Annotated in this window: 15 protein-coding genes; 11 read left to right on the top strand and 4 right to left on the bottom strand. The window is 61.6% G+C overall.

Annotated elements, in window-relative coordinates:
- Nucleotides 1-5: 5 nt before the first annotated feature.
- From AD670_RS12710 to AD670_RS12735, 6 genes are read left to right on the top strand one after another with little or no spacing between them, the layout of a single operon-like run.
- Nucleotides 6-893 carry a proline iminopeptidase-family hydrolase gene (locus AD670_RS12710; RefSeq protein ID WP_053132425.1) on the top strand — a complete coding sequence of 296 codons (888 nt, stop codon included), beginning with the start codon at nt 6-8 and terminating at the stop codon, nt 891-893.
- Nucleotides 894-896: 3 nt separating this feature from the next.
- Entirely contained in the window at nt 897-1844 is a 948-nt protein-coding gene (locus AD670_RS12715) for an ABC transporter permease (protein WP_053132428.1), read from the top strand.
- On the top strand, nt 1841-2698 hold the full coding sequence (locus tag AD670_RS12720) for an ABC transporter permease (protein WP_053132431.1): 858 nt from the start codon (nt 1841-1843) through the stop codon (nt 2696-2698). Before AD670_RS12715 ends, AD670_RS12720 begins: the two co-directional genes overlap by 4 nt.
- Nucleotides 2695-3651: an ABC transporter ATP-binding protein gene (locus tag AD670_RS12725; protein WP_053132434.1), complete on the top strand. Its 957-nt coding sequence runs from the start codon at nt 2695-2697 to the stop codon at nt 3649-3651. Before AD670_RS12720 ends, AD670_RS12725 begins: the two co-directional genes overlap by 4 nt.
- The gene (locus tag AD670_RS12730; RefSeq protein WP_053132436.1) at nt 3648-4667 is read left to right on the top strand and encodes an ABC transporter ATP-binding protein; all 1020 of its coding nucleotides are present in this window, start codon (nt 3648-3650) and stop codon (nt 4665-4667) included. Before AD670_RS12725 ends, AD670_RS12730 begins: the two co-directional genes overlap by 4 nt.
- Nucleotides 4649-6163 (top strand): ABC transporter substrate-binding protein, encoded by a 1515-nt coding sequence (locus tag AD670_RS12735; protein ID WP_053132438.1) that lies wholly within the window; start codon nt 4649-4651, stop codon nt 6161-6163. Before AD670_RS12730 ends, AD670_RS12735 begins: the two co-directional genes overlap by 19 nt.
- A gap of 76 nt (nt 6164-6239) precedes the next feature.
- On the opposite strand, the gene AD670_RS12740 is transcribed toward AD670_RS12735, so the two are convergent.
- From AD670_RS12740 to AD670_RS12755, 4 genes are all read right to left on the bottom strand, one after another.
- Nucleotides 6240-6980 carry a YciK family oxidoreductase gene (locus tag AD670_RS12740; RefSeq protein ID WP_053132440.1) on the bottom strand — a complete coding sequence of 247 codons (741 nt, stop codon included), beginning with the start codon at nt 6978-6980 and terminating at the stop codon, nt 6240-6242.
- A 125-nt stretch (nt 6981-7105) separates the two neighbouring features.
- Entirely contained in the window at nt 7106-7777 is a 672-nt protein-coding gene (gene mupP, locus AD670_RS12745) for an N-acetylmuramic acid 6-phosphate phosphatase MupP (protein ID WP_053132442.1), read from the bottom strand.
- Nucleotides 7778-7781: 4 nt separating this feature from the next.
- Nucleotides 7782-8480, bottom strand: a complete 699-nt coding sequence (gene ubiG / locus AD670_RS12750; protein WP_053132444.1) for a bifunctional 2-polyprenyl-6-hydroxyphenol methylase/3-demethylubiquinol 3-O-methyltransferase UbiG — start codon at nt 8478-8480, stop codon at nt 7782-7784.
- Between the two features lie 64 nt (nt 8481-8544).
- Nucleotides 8545-9876: a TRZ/ATZ family hydrolase gene (locus AD670_RS12755; RefSeq protein ID WP_053132447.1), complete on the bottom strand. Its 1332-nt coding sequence runs from the start codon at nt 9874-9876 to the stop codon at nt 8545-8547.
- 109 nt (nt 9877-9985) lie between these two features.
- On the opposite strand from AD670_RS12755, the gene mtnA reads away from it, so the two are divergent.
- From mtnA to hisC, 5 genes are all read left to right on the top strand, one after another.
- The gene (gene mtnA / locus AD670_RS12760) at nt 9986-11062 is read left to right on the top strand and encodes an S-methyl-5-thioribose-1-phosphate isomerase (protein WP_053132449.1); all 1077 of its coding nucleotides are present in this window, start codon (nt 9986-9988) and stop codon (nt 11060-11062) included.
- A 422-nt stretch (nt 11063-11484) separates the two neighbouring features.
- Nucleotides 11485-14139, top strand: a complete 2655-nt coding sequence (gene gyrA / locus AD670_RS12765) for a DNA gyrase subunit A (protein ID WP_053132452.1) — start codon at nt 11485-11487, stop codon at nt 14137-14139.
- Between the two features lie 110 nt (nt 14140-14249).
- On the top strand, nt 14250-15335 hold the full coding sequence (gene serC, locus AD670_RS12770) for a 3-phosphoserine/phosphohydroxythreonine transaminase (protein WP_053132455.1): 1086 nt from the start codon (nt 14250-14252) through the stop codon (nt 15333-15335).
- Nucleotides 15335-16429, top strand: coding sequence for a prephenate dehydratase (gene pheA / locus AD670_RS12775; protein ID WP_053132458.1), 1095 nt, complete (start codon nt 15335-15337; stop codon nt 16427-16429). Before serC ends, pheA begins: the two co-directional genes overlap by 1 nt.
- A gap of 9 nt (nt 16430-16438) precedes the next feature.
- Nucleotides 16439-17551 carry a histidinol-phosphate transaminase gene (gene hisC / locus AD670_RS12780; protein WP_053132462.1) on the top strand — a complete coding sequence of 371 codons (1113 nt, stop codon included), beginning with the start codon at nt 16439-16441 and terminating at the stop codon, nt 17549-17551.
- The last annotated feature ends 8 nt before the right edge of the window (nt 17552-17559 follow it).

The following is a 17559-nucleotide window of genomic DNA, read 5'->3' on the forward strand; positions in this document are numbered from 1 at the left end:
TATGCATGTGGCGTGAAATTGCCCCCGACCAGCAGTACAACGTGCAAGTCGACGGCTATAACCTCGTGGTCTACAGCTTTGGCGAAGGCGATGAGGTGCTGTTTTGCCTCAACGGCGGACCGGGCCTGCCGTGTGACTACTTGCGCGACGCCCATGGCTGGCTCAAGGACCATAACCTGCGAGTGGTTGCATTCGACCAGCTTGGCACGGGCGCATCAGCCAGACCGACCGATGTTTCCCTGTGGGAAATCCGCCGTTATGTCGAAGAAGTCGAAACCGTCCGCCAAGCCTTGGACCTCGGCCGCGTGCACCTGCTTGGGCATTCCTGGGGCGGCTGGCTGGGCATCGAATACGCCATCCATTACCCCGACACGCTGAAAAGCCTGATCCTGGAAAACACCGTCGGCGACATTCCGCACCTGTCCCAGGAGCTGCAACGCCTGCGCGGCGCCCTGGGCAGTGAAACCGTGGCCATGATGCAGCGTCATGAAGCCATGGGTACCCTCGACCACCCGCAGTACCAGGCCGCGATCACCTTGCTCAACTATCGTCACGTCTGCCGTCTGGACGAATGGCCCGAGCCGGTCAAGCGCTCCCTCGGCGACTGGAACATGGGCCCCTACGAAACCATGCAGGGCCCCAACGAATTCCTCTACATCGGCAATCTCAAGGACTGGAACCGCATCCCCGAGATGGGCGATTTCAAGATGCCGATCCTGATCACCACCGGCCAGCACGACGAACTCACCCCGGCCTGCGCCCTGCGCATGAAGATGGCCGCCAGACACGCCGAACTGCATGTATTTCCCAACAGCAGCCATATGCCGTTCTACGAGGAACCCCACGCGTATTTCCCGGTACTGTTGGACTTTCTCGCCCGCCACCGAGGCTGACAGATGAACTTGGCGCGCTACCGTTTTGTCCTGTCCCGGCCGCTGCAATTGCTGCCGGTACTGTTTGGCATCAGCCTGATCACGTTTGTGCTGGTGCGCTCGATTCCGGGCGATCCGGCGCGTGCCTTGCTGGGCTCGCGCAGCACCCCAGATGCCTTGCTGAAAATCCGCGCCCAGTACGGCCTCGACCAGCCTCTGTGGCAGCAGTATTTCTACTTCCTGAAGAACCTGCTCAAGGGCGACCTCGGCCAATCGCTGTTGTACAAAGTCGATGCCTTGAAGTTGATCGTCACTCGCATCGAGCCCACCCTGGTGCTGGTGCTCGGCAGCGTGGTGCTGGCGCTGCTGATTGCGGTGCCGCTGGCGACGTTGGCCGCGCGCAATAAAGGCGGGTGGGCGGACAACCTGATTCGCGTGTTCACCACCGTGGGCCTGGGCATGCCGGCGTTCTGGCTGGGCCTGATGCTGATCCTGCTGTTCAGTGTGCAATGGGGCTTGTTCCCGGTGTCCGGCTACGGCCGTACCTGGCTGGACAAGGCGCACCATATGGTCTTGCCGTGCCTGACCATCGCCCTGGCGCTGTCGGCGGTGCTGGTGCGCAACCTGCGGGCGAGCATGTTGATGGAACTGCAGGCCGACCACGTCACTGCCGCGCGGGCGCGTGGGCTGTCGGAAGCGGCGGTGTTCCGACGCCATGTGCTGCCCAATTCCCTGGTGCCGGCGGTCAACCTGCTGGCGGTGAATATCGGCTGGCTGATCAGCGGCACCGTCGTGATCGAAAGCCTGTTCGCCATTCCCGGCATCGGCCAATTGCTGGTGCGCGGTATTTTTACCCGCGATTACATGGTGGTGCAGGGCGTTGCCATGGTGCTGGCGTGCGCGACGGTGGTGGTCAACTTTATCGCGGACGTGGCCACGGTGGCCCTCGACCCACGGGTGAAGATGCAATGAGCAGCCGTCCACTGATTACCCCGTGGCGCCTGCGCCTGCGTTTTGGTTTTCGCAATGGCCGACTCACGGCCGCGTGGGGGCTGTTGATTCTGTCGGTGTGGTTGGTCCTGGCCGTGTTTGCGCCGTGGATCGCGCCCTATGACCCGATTGCGCAAAACACCGAGATGGCCTTGCTCGCCCCCGGACTGATCCATCCATTCGGTACCGATAACTACGGTCGAGACATCCTTTCGAGGGTGATCTGGGGCGCGCGCGTCGACCTGCAGCTTGCCGTCATCGGGGTGATTTTCCCGTTTATGATCGGCACGTTTATAGGCGCCGTTTCTGGTTATATCGGCGGGCGCTTCGACAGTTTCTGCATGCGCGTGATTGATGTGGTCCTGGCGTTCCCGTTCCTGGTGTTGATGCTGGCGATCATGGCCATCCTCGGTCCGGGCCTGAAGAGTTTCTATATCGCCATGGCGCTGGTCGGCTGGGTGTCGTATGCGCGGCTGATCCGCTCGCAAATCCTGGTGCTCAAGGAAAGCGACTTCGCCCTGGCCGCCAAGAGCCTGGGGTTTGGCCATGGGCGCATCCTGTTCCGGCATTTGCTGCCGAATGCGATGTTTGGCTCGATCGTGTTTTCCATGTCTGACGCGGTGCTGGTGCTGCTCAACGGTGCTGCCGTGAGCTACCTGGGCCTGGGGGTGCAACCGCCGACAGCGGAGTGGGGGACGATGATTGCCGAAGGGCAGGCGTTTATCACCACGGCCTGGTGGATCTGCACCTTTCCGGGGTTGGCCATCGTGACCCTGGCCATGGGCTTCAGCCTGCTGGCCGATGGCGTGGCGCAAGTGTTGGGGGATCGCTCATGAGCCTGTTGCAGGTGCAAGACCTCAGCGTGATCGCCAATAACGCCGGGCGCGATGTGACCTTGGTCGACCGCGTGTCCTTTGACCTGGCCGAAGGCGAAATCCTCGGCCTGGTGGGCGAAAGCGGCTCGGGCAAGACCATGGCCTGCCGTGGCCTGATGCGCCTGTTGCCGTCGCCCAATCTACGCGTTCAGGGCGGTGCGGTACGCCTGGCCGGCCAGGACCTGCTGCCACTGGATGACGCCGGCATGCGCGCGGTGCGTGGCGGGCAGTTGGGCATGATCTTCCAGAACCCCAGCAGCCACCTCGACCCCTTGATGCGCATCGGTGATCAGATCGCCGAAGGCATCCGCCTGCATCAGGGCGCGTCGAAAAAAGACGCGCGCCGACAAGCCATCGAGGTGTTGCGCCAGGTGGGCATTCCCGATCCCCAGGCACGGGTCGACAACTATCCCCATGAGTTTTCCGGTGGCATGCGCCAACGCGCGATGATCGCCGTGGCCCTGGGCTGCAACCCGAAAGTACTGATTGCCGACGAGCCGACCACGGCCCTCGATGTGACCGTGCAGGCGCAAATCCTGCGCCTGCTGCTGGACCTGCGTGACCAGCGCGGCCTGTCGATCATCATGATCACCCACGACCTCGGCGTGGTTGCGCAAACCTGTGATTCCATCGCCGTGATGTACGCCGGGCGCCTGTGCGAACACGGCAGCAAGTACGACTTGCTCGCCCATCCGCAACACCCGTACACCGCTGGCCTGATTGATTGCCAGCCGGCCCACAGCAGTGGCCATGCGTTGCTGCGCACCATCCCTGGCCAGCCGCCGTTGCTCGATACGTTACCCGACGGCTGCCGCTTCAACCCGCGTTGTCCGCAGGTTGGCGCGTTGTGCACCGAACTGTTGCCCGAAGGCGCGCGCGTGGCGTGTCACTACCCGTTGGGAGCACGCCCATGAGCCTGTTGCAGATCAAGGACCTGGAGGTGCGATTCGCCGCGTCCGGCACCGGTGTGTTCGGCCTGAACAAGCAGTGGGTGAGGGCGGTGAACGGTGTGTCGCTGAACCTGGCCGCCGGTGAAACCCTGGGGTTGGTGGGAGAGTCCGGCAGCGGCAAAAGCACATTGGGGCGGGCGATCCTGCACCTCAACCCGATCAGTGCCGGGCAGGTGCTGTTCGATGGCATCGACATGGCCCATGGCAGTGCCATCGACATCGCCCGCTTGCGCCACGAGACCGCGATGATCTTCCAGGACCCCTACGCCGCGTTGAACCCGCGCCACACCATCGGCGAAACCATCGCCGAGGTGCTGCGGGTGCAGCGCAAAGTCCCGGCAGAGCGTATCCCCGTTCGCGTCAACGAGCTGCTTGACCTGGTCGGCCTGCGCCCCGAACTGGCCAGTCGCAAACCCGGTTCACTCAGTGGCGGCCAGTGCCAGCGCGTGGGAATCGCCCGGGCGCTGGCGGTGGAGCCACGCCTGATCATCGCGGATGAATGCGTGGCGGCCTTGGATGTATCGATCCAGGGCCAGATCATCAACCTGTTGCTAGAACTGCAACAGCGCATGAACCTGGCGATCCTGTTTATCGCCCATGACCTGGCCATCGTGCGGCGCCTGTGTGACCGCGTCGCGGTGATGTACCTGGGCAAAATCGTCGAGGAAGGTCCGGTGGAAGCGGTCTTCACCTCGCCGCGCCATCCGTATACCGCGGCGTTGATCGAGGCGATTCCGGAGATTGATCCGCATCGGCCTTTGCCTGCAGAACCGTTGCCTGGCGAGCCGCCGAGCCCCCTGAATTTGCCTACGGGCTGTGCCTTCCACCCGCGTTGCCGGTATGCCCGGACGATGTGTTCCGTGGTATTGCCGCCTACCCATTTCCTGCACGAGCATCGGTACAGTTGCGTGCTTGAAGAACCGTTGACCCTTCCTGCCCATCATGAACAAGGAGTTATGACATGCAATCGCGCCACTTGAAGTTGCTCGCCGCTGCTACGTTAACCGCGTGGTCCCTCACTGCCGGGCTGGCACAAGCCGCCGGCGTCCTGACCATCGGCTGCCGTGAAGACAGCACCACGTTTGACCCGATCAAAAGCGCGCAGAACCGCGACACCTGGGTCTTCGCCAACGTCTACGACACCCTGGTCCGCGTGAATAACCTGGGCACCAAGATGGAGCCGGGCCTGGCAGAAAGCTGGGAGATTTCCAAGGACGGCCTGACCTACACCTTCAAACTGCGCGATGCGAAGTTCTCCGATGGTTCGGCGATCACCGCCGAGGATGCGGCGTTCAGCCTGTTGCGCATCCGTGATAACAAGGCCTCGCTGTGGGCTGACCCCTTCAACCTGATCAATACGGCCAAGGCGGCAGACGCGAAAACCCTGGTCGTCACGTTGAAGACCCCGGCGGTTGCCTTCCTTTCGCAACTGGCTTCGCCAACGGTCTCGATCCTGTCGGAAAAAGCCATGACCAAGATGGGCGAAGACGCCTACTCGGAAAATCCGGTGACCTCCGGTGCGTTTACCGTGGACGAATGGCGCAAGGGCGACCGGGTCATCCTGAAGAAGAACCCGAACTTCTGGCAGGCCAAGAACGTCAGCCTGGATGGCGTGGAGTGGGTCTCCGTGACCGACGACAACACGCGCATGCGCATGGTGCAGAACAACGAGTTGGACACGGCGATCTTCGTACCGTTTTCCCGGGTTGAAGAACTGAAGAAAGACCAGAACGTGGTGATCCACTCCGACCCGTCCACCCGTGAAGATCACCTGCTGATCAACCACGCCCACGGTCTGCTGGCCAAGCAGGAAGTGCGCGAGGCGCTGGACATGGCGATCGATAAACAGTCGCTGGTGAAAACCGCCACTTACGGTCAAGGCACGGTGGCCTATTCCTACATCCCGAAAGGCTCGTTGTTCCACTACGCCAACAACCTGCAACGTCCGTATGACCCGACCGCCGCCAAGAAGCTGTTGGAAAAGGCTGGTGCGAAGGACTTGAAGCTCAACTATGTGGTCAACGCCGGCAACGAAGCCGACGAGCAGATCGCGGTGATCATCAAGGACCAGTTGGCCAAGGTCGGTGTGACCGCCAACCTGCAGAAAGTCGACCCGACCCAAAGCTGGCAGATGCTGGTGGACGGTGAGTACGATATTTCGGTGATGTACTGGACCAACGACATCCTCGACCCGGACCAGAAGACCACCTTCGTGCTCGGCCACGACACCAACCAGAACTACATGACCCGCTACAAGAACGACAAGGTCAAGGAACTGGTGGCGGCGGCGCGCATCGAGGCTGACCCGGTCAAGCGTGAGCAGATGTATGTCGAGTTGCAGAAACTGGCGAAACAGGATGTGAACTGGATCGACCTGTACTACAGCCCGTACATCAACATCTCACGCAAGAATGTGAGCAACTTCCTGCAAAACCCGCTGGGGCGCTTCACCCTTGAGGAAGTGGTGAAGAACTAAGAGCCAGAGAACACCGCAATACAAATGTGGGAGGGTTCTACACCCCTCTCACATTTGGTTCCGGTTGGGTCAGTTGTTACTGGGCGTCAAACGCCTGCCCATTGATGCCGGTACTGTCCGGCCCCATCAGGTACAGGTACACCGGCATGATCTCTTCCGGTGCCGGCCTTTCCATCGGGTTCTCCCCTGGATACGCCTGGGCCCGCATGCTGGTGCGCGTACCGCCCGGGTTGATGCTGTTGGCTCTTACTGCAGCCACGTCTTCGAGCTCATCCGCCAGGGTCTGCATCAAGCCTTCAGTGGCAAATTTCGACACACCATAAGCCCCCCAATACGCCCGGCCCTTGCGCCCGACGCTACTGGAGGTGAACACCACCGACGCGTCCTGGGACAGCTTGAGCAGCGGCAACAACGTGCTGGTGAGCATGAACATCGCGTTGACGTTGATGTGCATCACCCGCATGAAGTTCTCGCCGGACAACTGCTCGATCGGCGTACGCGGGCCGATGATCGAGGCGTTGTGCAGCAGGCCGTCGAGGTGGCCGAATTCTTTTTCGATCATCGCGGCCAGCTCATCGTATTGATGGGGCAGGGCGGTCTCCAGGTTGAACGGGATCACCACCGGCTGCGGGTGGCCGGCCGCTTCGATTTCGTCATACACCTGGGCCAGGTTGGCTTCGGTCTTGCCCAACAACAGCACGGTCGCGCCATGAGCCGCGTAGGTTTTCGCCGCCGCCGCGCCAATGCCGCGACCGGCGCCGGTCACCAGGATGACCCGGTCTTTGAGCAGTTCTGGACGTGCAGAGTAATCAAACATAAAAAGCCTCGACAGAGTTCAGCGGGTTACAAACACCCATCTTGAGCGCAGTGGAGATCCAAATGTGGGGGGGGCAAGCCCACTCCCACATTGGATCCTCCTTAGTCAGTAGAGCGAGTGAGCCATCAGCAACTGCACAGCGCGTTATCCAACACCTTGCGCAGTTCCAGCGGGTGATCCACCACCACATCCGCGCCCCAGTGACGCGGGTTGTCGTCCGGGTGGATATAGCCGTAGGTCACCGCCGCCGTGCGGGTGCCGGCGTCGCGGCCAGACTCGATGTCACGCAGGTCGTCGCCCACGAACAGCACGCTGGCCGGGTCCAGGCCGAGCATCTTGCACGCCAGGATCATCGGCTCCGGGTCCGGCTTGCTGTTTTTCACGTGGTCCGGGCAGATCAGCAGGGCCGAACGCTCGGCCAGGCCCAACTGCTGCATGATCGGCTCGGCGAAGCGCAGTGGCTTGTTGGTGACCACGCCCCAGATCAGCTTGGCCTTCTCGATGTCTTCGAGAAGCTCGGCCATGCCGTCGAACAATTTGCTGTGGACGGCGCAACCCTTCAGGTAACGCTCGAGGAATTCCAGGCGCAGTGCTTCAAAGCCAGGCGTTTCCGGGTCCATCGAGAAGGTCACGGCGACCATCGCCCGTGCACCGCCGGAGATTTCATCGCGGATGTGCTGGGGATTGATCGGTGGCAGGCCACGGTCGGCACGCATGGCCTGGCAGATGGCGATAAAGTCCGGCGCGGTGTCCAGCAGGGTACCGTCCATGTCGAAGAGAACCGCTCGCAACTTCACAGGCTCATTCCTCGCGCAGGGTCTGGATCATGTAGTTGACGTCAACGTCGCTGGCCAGCTTGTAGTGCTTGGTCAGTGGGTTGTAGGTCAGGCCGATGATGTCCTTGACGGTCAGCCCGGCCTGGCGGCTCCACGCGCCCAGTTCGGACGGGCGGATGAATTTCTTGAAGTCATGGGTGCCGCGCGGCAGCAGCTTCATGATGTATTCGGCGCCGATGATCGCGAACAGATAGGCCTTGGGGTTGCGGTTGATGGTGGAGAAGAACACCTGGCCGCCCGGCTTGACCATGCGGAAGCAGGCGCGGATCACCGAGGAGGGGTCTGGCACGTGCTCCAGCATTTCCAGGCAGGTGACCACGTCGAACTGCTCCGGCATTTCTTCGGCCAGGGCCTCGGCGGTGATCTGGCGGTATTCCACGCTCACACCGGATTCCAACTGGTGCAGCCGGGCCACGGCCAGCGGCGCTTCGCCCATGTCGATTCCCATCACGGTGGCGCCGCGCTGGGCCATGGCTTCGCTGAGGATGCCGCCGCCGCAACCCACGTCGAGCACCTTTTTGCCGGCCAGGTTGACGCGTTCGTCAATCCAGTTGACCCGCAGCGGGTTGATGTCGTGCAGGGGTTTGAACTCGCTTTCGCGGTCCCACCAGCGGTGGGCCAGGGCTTCAAACTTGGCGATTTCGGCGTGGTCGACGTTGCTCATGGTGAATCCTCTAAATCTGATAAATCGGTTTGTCGGTGCCGAACACGCAGGCTCAGCACCTTCGTTATTCGCTGTGCCCGCTGATGCGTTGGCCCCAGGCAATGGCCGTGGCGGTCAACTGTTGTTCGTCCATGCGGGTGAGTTGCCGGTCGTCGAGCAACTGCTTGCCGGCGACCCAAAGGTGTTTCACGCAATCGCGTCCGGTGGCATATATAAGCTGTGAGACCGGATCGTAGATCGGTTGTTGCGCCAGCCCGGTCAGATCGAAAGCGACCATATCCGCCGCCTTGCCCACTTCCAGGGAGCCGATTTCGCTTTCCAGGCCCATGGCGCGCGCACCGTTGAGCGTAGCCATGCGCAGCGCACGGTGCGCGTCCAGGGCGGTGGCCGAACCGGCGACGGCCTTGGCCAGCATCGCTGCGGTACGGGTTTCGCCCAGCAGGTCCAGGTCGTTGTTGCTGGCGGCGCCGTCGGTGCCAATGGCCACATTCACCCCAGCCTGCCACAGGCGCTCCACCGGGCAAAAGCCGCTGGCCAGTTTCAGGTTGGATTCCGGGCAATGGATGACACTGGTGTTGCTTTCTACCAGCAAAGCCAGGTCGTCCTCGCTGATTTGGGTCATATGAACGGCCTGGAAGCGCGGGCCCAGCAGTCCGAGGCGACCCAGGCGTGCCAATGGCCGTTCACCGGTCTGTTCGACGGCCTGTTGTACCTCGAAGGCGGTTTCGTGCACATGCATATGGATCGCGGCGTCCAGCTCTTCGGCGATTACCCGGATTTTTTCCAGGTTGGCATCGCACACGGTGTAGGGCGCGTGGGGGCCGAAGGTGATCTTGATGCGCGGGTGGTGCTTGAGGTCGCCGAACAGCTCGATACCCTGGCGGATAGCCTCGTCAGCGGTGCTGGCGCCGGGAATCGGGAAGTCGAGGATCGGAATCGCGATCTGCGCACGCATGCCGCTGTTGTGTACGCAATCGCTGGCGACCTTGGGGTAGAAATACATGTCCGAGAAGCAGGTAATGCCGCCCTTGAGCTGCTCGGCAATGGCCAGGTCGGTGCCGTCACGTACGAAGGCCTCGTCGACCCACTTGGCTTCGGCAGGCCAGATGTGTTTTTCCAGCCAGGTCATCAAGGGCAGATCATCAGCCAGGCCGCGAAACAGGCTCATCGCTGCATGCCCGTGGGCGTTGATCAGGCCGGGACTGAGCAGCATGCCCGGCAGTTCGCGTACTTCAGTGGCGCAAAGCTTCAGCGCCGCAGCCCGTGGCCCGATAAAGGCAATCCGCCCATCGCGGATGCCCACGCCATGGTCCTTGAGTACCACGCCAGCAGGTTCGACAGGTACCAGCCAGGTTGGCAGTAGCAGTAAGTCGAGCGGGGCGGCAGTGGAGGTCATCGCAGGCTTCTTCCTGGGCAGCTATAAAAGAAGCGCGAAGTATACCCGAGCGTCCTGGCTGGCGGATCGCTATAATCGGCGGCTTTTGTTGATGAGTACGGGGTGAGGGATGCGCGATCGACTGTTGGCAGCGGAGAAAGTGAAGGCCATCGATTGGCGTGATGGCACGCTGCACCTGCTCGATCAACGTGCCTTGCCGTCCCAGGAAAACTGGGTGGCCTGTTCCACGGTGGATGAAGTGGCAGCGGCCATTCGCGCCATGGTGGTGCGTGGCGCGCCGGCCATCGGCATCAGCGCGGCCTATGGCCTGGTGCTCGCCGCTCGCGAACGTATCGCCGAGGGCGGTGACTGGCAGGCCGCATGGGAAGAGGACTATGCGCTACTGGCCGATACCCGTCCGACCGCCTCGAACCTGTTCTGGGCGCTCAAGCGCATGCGCGATCGCCTGGACCGCGTCAAGAAGCACGCCGATCCGCTGGCGGTGCTGGAGGCCGAAGCGATTGCGATCCATGAAAGCGACCGGGAAGCCAACCTCGTCATGGCCCAGTTGGGCGTTGAGCGGATTCGCAAGCATCAGGGCAACGCCCAGGCGATTTTGACCCATGGCAACGCCGGCGCCTTGGCGACGGGCGGTGTCGGCACGGCCCTTGGGGTGATTCGCGCCGCCTTCCTGGAAGGCTTGGTCGAGCACGTCTACGCCAATGAAACCCGTCCGTGGCTGCAAGGCTCGCGGCTGACCGCCTGGGAGCTGGCGGGCGAGGGTATCCCGGTCACAGTGAATGCCGACTCGGCGGGCGCACATATCCTCAAGACCAAGGGCATCACCTGGGTGATCGTCGGCGCTGATTGCATTGCCGCCAATGGCGATGTGATCGGCAAGATCGGCACCTATCAATTGGCGGTGTGCGCCATGCACCACGGCGTGCGTTTCATGGTGGTGGCGTCGAGTTCGACCCTGGACCTGATGATGGCCACCGGCGACGATGTTGCCTTGGAAGAGCGTGACGCCGACGAGTTGCTGGAAGTCTCCGGCCAACGCTTTGCCGCCGATGTGAGTGCGTTCAACCCTGTGTTCGATGTGACCCCGGCCGACCTGATCGATGTGATCGTGACTGAGAAGGGCGTGGTTGAGCGGCCGGATACGGCTAAATTGGCCAAGTTGATGTGCCGTAAGCGGCTGCATTGAGGGCTGTGGTAGGTGTGAAATGGCTATCGGGGCAAGCTCCCTCACACACTTGAATGGTGAACACCGTCAAACTGTGGGAGGGGCTTGCCCCCGATTGGCCCTTAAAGTCAATAAAACCCTCAGATCTACCCTCAAAAAAAAGCACCACCCCATCTCTGAGCCCCTCTCGTCGCCCTCAAGCCTGTCATCCGTCAAATTACTAGTCTCCATGCGCATCAGGGGGATAGGTGCGTGGCGGCGATTGTGATAACATCCGGCGGTTTCCAGGGCCGCCCCCAGGGGGTGCCCATAACGTGCAGATCCGTGTCATAACTCGTTGATTTGTCGTAAGTCGTTGTCAGGCGCTGTGCCGGCAGCGGCGAGCTTCGTTCGTCCCATATGGATGCGACGAGGTTTCACCCGAAAAAGGAATCAGGCTTCTCATGGGCGAACTGGCCAAAGAAATCCTCCCGGTCAATATCGAAGACGAGCTGAAACAGTCCTACCTCGACTACGCGATGAGCGTAATTGTCGGTCGGGCACTGCCTGATGCGCGCGACGGCTTGAAGCCCGTGCACCGGCGTGTGCTGTTCGCAATGAGCGAGCTGGGTAACGACTGGAACAAGCCGTACAAGAAATCTGCCCGTGTTGTCGGTGACGTGATCGGTAAGTATCACCCTCACGGCGACACTGCGGTGTACGACACCATCGTTCGGATGGCCCAGCCGTTTTCCCTGCGCTACCTGTTGGTAGACGGCCAGGGCAACTTCGGTTCGGTCGACGGCGACAACGCCGCGGCCATGCGATACACCGAAGTGCGCATGACCAAGCTGGCGCACGAGCTGCTGGCTGACCTGCACAAAGAAACCGTGGACTGGGTGCCGAACTACGACGGCACCGAAATGATCCCGGCTGTCATGCCTACCCGGATCCCCAACCTGCTGGTCAACGGTTCCAGCGGTATCGCCGTGGGCATGGCCACCAACATCCCGCCACACAACCTTGGTGAAGTCATCGACGGTTGCCTGGCGCTTATCGACAACCCTGAGCTGACCGTCGATGAGCTGATGCAATACATCCCCGGTCCGGACTTCCCGACCGCCGCGATCATCAACGGTCGCGCCGGCATCATCGAAGCCTACCGCACCGGTCGCGGCCGCATTTACATGCGCGCCCGCTCGATGATCGAAGACATCGACAAGGTCGGTGGTCGCCAGCAGATCGTCATCACCGAGCTCCCTTACCAGTTGAACAAGGCGCGTCTGATCGAGAAGATCGCCGAGCTGGTTAAAGAGAAGAAGCTCGAAGGCATCACCGAACTGCGCGACGAGTCCGACAAAGACGGTATGCGCGTGGTGATCGAGCTGCGTCGTGGCGAAGTGCCTGAGGTGATCCTCAACAACCTCTACGCCCAGACCCAGCTGCAAAGCGTGTTTGGTATCAACGTGGTTGCACTGATCGACGGCCGTCCGCGCATCCTGAACCTCAAGGATCTGCTGGAAGCCTTCGTACGTCACCGTCGCGAAGTCGTTACCCGCCGTACCGTGTTCGAATTGCGTAAGGCCCGCGAGCGCGGTCACATCCTGGAAGGCCAGGCTGTGGCGCTGTCGAACATCGACCCGGTCATCGCCCTGATCAAGGCTTCGCCGACGCCGTCGGAAGCCAAGGAAGCGCTGATCAAGATGCCATGGGAATCCAGCGCCGTCGTGGCGATGGTTGAACGTGCCGGCGCCGACTCGTGCCGCCCGGAGACACTGGACCCGCAATACGGTCTGCGTGACGGCAAGTACTTCCTGTCGCCGGAACAGGCCCAGGCTATCCTGGAACTGCGCCTGCACCGCCTGACCGGCCTGGAGCACGAGAAGCTGCTGGCCGAGTACCAGGAGATCCTCAACCAGATCGGCGAGCTGATCCGCATCCTCAACAGCGCCGTGCGCCTGATGGAAGTGATCCGCGAAGAACTGGAAGTTATCCGCGCCGAATACGGCGACGTGCGCCGTACCGAAATCCTCGATGCCCGCCTCGACCTGACCCTGGGTGACATGATCCCGGAAGAAGAGCGCGTGGTGACCATCTCCCACGGTGGCTATGCCAAGACCCAGCCATTGGCTGCTTACCAGGCCCAGCGTCGTGGCGGTAAAGGTAAATCGGCTACCGGCGTGAAGGATGAGGACTACATCGCTCACCTGCTGGTCGCCAACAGCCACACCACGCTGTTGCTGTTCTCCAGCAAGGGCAAGGTGTACTGGCTCAAGACCTACGAAATCCCGGAAGCCTCCCGTGCTGCCCGTGGTCGTCCGTTGGTCAACCTGCTGCCGCTGGACAGTGATGAATACATCACCACCATGCTGCCAGTCGATGAATACACCGAAGGTCACTTCATCTTCATGGCCACCGCCAAAGGCACCGTGAAGAAGACCCCGCTGGAATCCTTCAGTCGCCAACGCAGCGTGGGCCTGATCGCCCTGGAGCTGGACGAAGGCGACGTACTGATCAGTGCAGCCATTACCGATGGCGAGCGTGAAGTCATGCTGTTCTCCGACGGCGGCAAAGTGACACGCTTCAAGGAATCCGACGTTCGCGCCATGGGCCGTACCGCCCGCGGTGTGCGCGGCATGCGCCTGCCGGAAGGGCAGAAGCTGATTTCGATGCTGATCCCCGAAGAAGGCAGCCAGATCCTCACTGCTTCCGAGCGTGGCTATGGCAAGCGTACCGCCATCAGCGAGTTCCCGGAGTACAAGCGTGGCGGCCAAGGCGTTATCGCCATGGTCAGCAACGACCGCAATGGCCGTCTGGTCGGCGCGGTCCAGGTGCTCGATGGCGAGGAAATCATGCTGATTTCCGACCAGGGCACCCTGGTACGTACCCGTGTGGCTGAAGTGTCGAGCCTGGGCCGTAACACCCAGGGTGTGACCTTGATCAAGCTGGCCAAGGACGAAAAACTGGTCGGCCTGGAGCGTGTCCAGGAGCCGTCGGAAGTCGAAGGCGAAGAGCTGGAAGGTGAGGAGTTTGAAGGCGAGGTGATCGCAACAGGCGATGACAACGTCGACGAGCCAACCCTCGATGCTGCCGCAGACGAAGAAGAACCGCAGGAATAAGCGGACACACAGGGGGCGGATGAAGATTCGCCCCCTTGTTGTTTGTCCCCTTTGAAAGTATTGAAACCCGATTTATTGCACCACCCCACCAGATCAGAGTGAGATTGGATGTGAGCAAGAGAGCCTATAACTTCTGTGCCGGTCCCGCGGCGCTTCCTGAAGCAGTCCTGCAGCGTGCGCAGGGTGAACTCCTCGACTGGCATGGAAAAGGCCTCTCCGTGATGGAAATGAGCCATCGCAGCGATGAGTTCGTGTCCATTGCCACCAAGGCCGAGCAGGATCTGCGCGACTTGCTCGATATTCCATCCAATTACAAAGTGCTGTTCCTGCAGGGCGGTGCGAGCCAGCAGTTCGCCCAGATCCCGCTGAACCTGCTGCCGGAAGACGGCACTGCCGACTACATCGACACCGGTATCTGGGGGCAGAAGGCTATTGAAGAGGCCTCGCGCTACGGTCACGTCAACGTGGCCGGCACCGCCAAGCCCTACGACTACTTCGCCATTCCAGGTCAGAACGAATGGAAGCTGTCGAAGGATGCGGCCTACGTGCACTACGTCGCGAACGAAACCATCGGCGGCCTGGAATTCGACTGGGTGCCGGAAGTCGGCGATGTTCCGCTGGTGTGCGACATGTCCTCGGACATTCTCTCGCGGCCTATCGATGTATCGCGCTACGGCATGATCTACGCCGGGGCGCAGAAGAACATCGGCCCGAGCGGCATCCTGGTCAACATCGTCCGTGAAGACCTGCTGGGTCGCGCGCGCTCGCTGTGCCCGACCATGCTCAACTTCAAGGTCGCGGCCGACAACGGCTCGATGTACAACACCCCGCCGGCCTTCGCCTGGTACCTCTCGGGCCTGGTGTTCGAGTGGCTGAAAGAGCAGGGCGGTGTGGCTGCCATGGGCAAGCTCAACGAAGAGAAGAAGCGCACCCTGTACGACTTCATCGACGCCAGCGGCCTGTACAGCAACCCGATCAACCTGACCGACCGCTCGTGGATGAACGTGCCGTTCCGTCTGGCTGACGACCGCCTGGACAAGCCATTCCTCGCCGGTGCCGACGCGCGCGGCCTGTTGAACCTCAAGGGCCACCGTTCGGTGGGTGGCATGCGCGCCTCCATCTACAACGCTGTCGACATCCACGCGATCAACGCGCTGGTTGCCTACATGGCAGAGTTCGAAAAGGAACACGGCTAATGTCTGAACAAGAACTCAAGGCCCTGCGTGTACGCATTGACAGCCTGGACGAGAAAGTCCTGGAGCTGATCAGTGAGCGTGCGCGCTGTGCCCAAGAAGTGGCCCGGGTGAAGATGGCGTCCCTGGCGGAAGGCGAAGTGCCGGTGTTCTACCGGCCGGAGCGTGAAGCCCAGGTGCTCAAGCGCGTCATGGAGCGCAACAAGGGCCCATTGGGCAACGAAGAGATGGCGCGGTTGTTCCGTGAAATCATGTCGTCGTGCCTGGCGCTGGAGCAGCCGCTGAAAGTGGCGTATCTCGGCCCGGAAGGCACCTTCACCCAGGCGGCGGCCATGAAGCACTTCGGCCACGCGGTGATCAGCAAGCCAATGGCGGCCATCGACGAGGTGTTTCGTGAGGTGGCGGCCGGCGCGGTGAATTTTGGCGTGGTGCCGGTGGAAAACTCCACCGAAGGCGCGGTCAACCACACGCTGGACAGCTTCCTTGAGCACGACATGGTGATCTGCGGCGAAGTCGAGCTGCGCATCCACCATCACCTGCTGGTGGGCGAGAGTACCAAGACCGATAGCATCAGCCGCATCTATTCCCATGCCCAGTCCCTGGCCCAGTGCCGCAAGTGGCTGGACGCCCATTACCCGAATGTCGAGCGCGTGGCGGTGTCCAGCAACGCCGAAGCGGCCAAGCGGGTCAAGGGTGAGTGGAATTCGGCGGCGATCGCCGGTGATATGGCCGCTGGCCTGTATGGTCTGACGCGCCTGGCCGAGAAAATCGAGGATCGCCCGGACAACTCCACGCGCTTCCTGATGATCGGCAGCCAGGAAGTGCCGCCGACCGGCGACGACAAGACTTCGATCATCGTCTCCATGAGTAACAAGCCCGGCGCACTGCATGAGCTGCTGGTGCCGTTCCACGATAACGGGATTGACCTGACGCGCATCGAGACTCGTCCTTCGCGCAGCGGTAAATGGACCTACGTGTTCTTTATCGACTTCATCGGCCACCACCGCGATCCGCTGGTCAAAGGCGTGCTGGAGAAGATCAGTCAGGAAGCCGTGGCACTCAAGGTGCTGGGCTCTTACCCGAAAGCGGTTTTGTGAGGCTTTAACATGAGTGGCAACTTCCTCGCCCTGGCTCAGCCGGGCGTGCAACAACTGTCGCCTTACGTTCCGGGTAAGCCTGTGGACGAGCTGGCGCGTGAGTTGAACCTGGATCCTTCCAAGATCGTCAAGCTGGCGAGTAACGAGAATCCACTGGGTCCAAGCTCCAAGGTATTGGCGGCGATTCGTGAAGAGTTGGCCGAGCTGACCCGTTACCCGGACGGCAATGGCTTCGCCCTCAAGTCCCTGCTGGCGGAAACATGCCGGGTCGAGCTGAACCAGGTCACCCTGGGCAACGGCTCCAACGACATCCTCGAACTGGTCGGCCGTGCCTACCTGGCGCCGGGCCTGAACGCCGTGTTCAGCGAGCACGCGTTTGCGGTTTACCCGATCGTCACCCAGGCAGTCGGTGCCGACGTCCGCGTGATTCCCGCCAAGGACTGGGGCCACGACCTGCCGGCCATGCTGGCCGCCATTGATGCCCAGACCCGCGTTGTGTTTATCGCCAACCCGAACAACCCGACCGGCACCTGGTTCGATGCGCAAGCGCTCAACGACTTCCTGCAAGACGTGCCTGAGCATGTACTGGTGGTGTTGGACGAAGCCTATATCGAGTACGCCGAAGGCAGCGACCTGCCGGACGGCCTGGATTTCCTGGCGGCCTACCCGAACCTGCTGGTGTCGCGCACTTTCTCCAAGGCCTATGGCCTGGCGTCGCTGCGGGTGGGCTATGGCCTGTCGACTGCGGTGGTTGCCGATGTACTGAACCGCGTGCGCCAGCCGTTCAACGTCAACAGTCTCGCCTTGACGGCGGCCTGTGCGGCGGTGAAGGATGCCGAGTACCTTGAGGAAAGTCGTCGCATCAACGCAAACGGCATGCTGCAGTTGCAGGATGGTTTCCGTGAGTTGGGCCTGGACTGGATTCCATCCAAGGGCAACTTCATCTGTGTCGACCTCGGCCAAGTGGCTGCTCCTGTGTTCCAGGGGCTGTTGCGCGAGGGCGTGATCGTGCGGCCGGTGGCCAACTACGGCATGCCGAACCACCTGCGGATCACCATCGGCTTGCCGGCTGAAAACAGTCGCTTCCTGGAGGCGCTGGCCAAGGTTCTGGCTCGTGGTTGATGTCACTG

The organism is Pseudomonas sp. MIACH, from assembly GCF_001269925.1.
GTDB lineage: Bacteria > Pseudomonadota > Gammaproteobacteria > Pseudomonadales > Pseudomonadaceae > Aquipseudomonas.

Coding starts and splice junctions, on each gene's coding strand:
- AD670_RS12710 (WP_053132425.1), top strand. CDS start 6: ATGTGGCGTGAAATTGCCCCCGACCAGCAGTACAACGTGCAAGTCGAC.
- AD670_RS12715 (WP_053132428.1), top strand. CDS start 897: ATGAACTTGGCGCGCTACCGTTTTGTCCTGTCCCGGCCGCTGCAATTG.
- AD670_RS12720 (WP_053132431.1), top strand. CDS start 1,841: ATGAGCAGCCGTCCACTGATTACCCCGTGGCGCCTGCGCCTGCGTTTT.
- AD670_RS12725 (WP_053132434.1), top strand. CDS start 2,695: ATGAGCCTGTTGCAGGTGCAAGACCTCAGCGTGATCGCCAATAACGCC.
- AD670_RS12730 (WP_053132436.1), top strand. CDS start 3,648: ATGAGCCTGTTGCAGATCAAGGACCTGGAGGTGCGATTCGCCGCGTCC.
- AD670_RS12735 (WP_053132438.1), top strand. CDS start 4,649: ATGCAATCGCGCCACTTGAAGTTGCTCGCCGCTGCTACGTTAACCGCG.
- AD670_RS12740 (WP_053132440.1), bottom strand. CDS start 6,980: ATGTTTGATTACTCTGCACGTCCAGAACTGCTCAAAGACCGGGTCATC.
- ubiG (WP_053132444.1), bottom strand. CDS start 8,480: ATGAGCAACGTCGACCACGCCGAAATCGCCAAGTTTGAAGCCCTGGCC.
- AD670_RS12755 (WP_053132447.1), bottom strand. CDS start 9,876: ATGACCTCCACTGCCGCCCCGCTCGACTTACTGCTACTGCCAACCTGG.
- mtnA (WP_053132449.1), top strand. CDS start 9,986: ATGCGCGATCGACTGTTGGCAGCGGAGAAAGTGAAGGCCATCGATTGG.
- gyrA (WP_053132452.1), top strand. CDS start 11,485: ATGGGCGAACTGGCCAAAGAAATCCTCCCGGTCAATATCGAAGACGAG.
- pheA (WP_053132458.1), top strand. CDS start 15,335: ATGTCTGAACAAGAACTCAAGGCCCTGCGTGTACGCATTGACAGCCTG.
- hisC (WP_053132462.1), top strand. CDS start 16,439: ATGAGTGGCAACTTCCTCGCCCTGGCTCAGCCGGGCGTGCAACAACTG.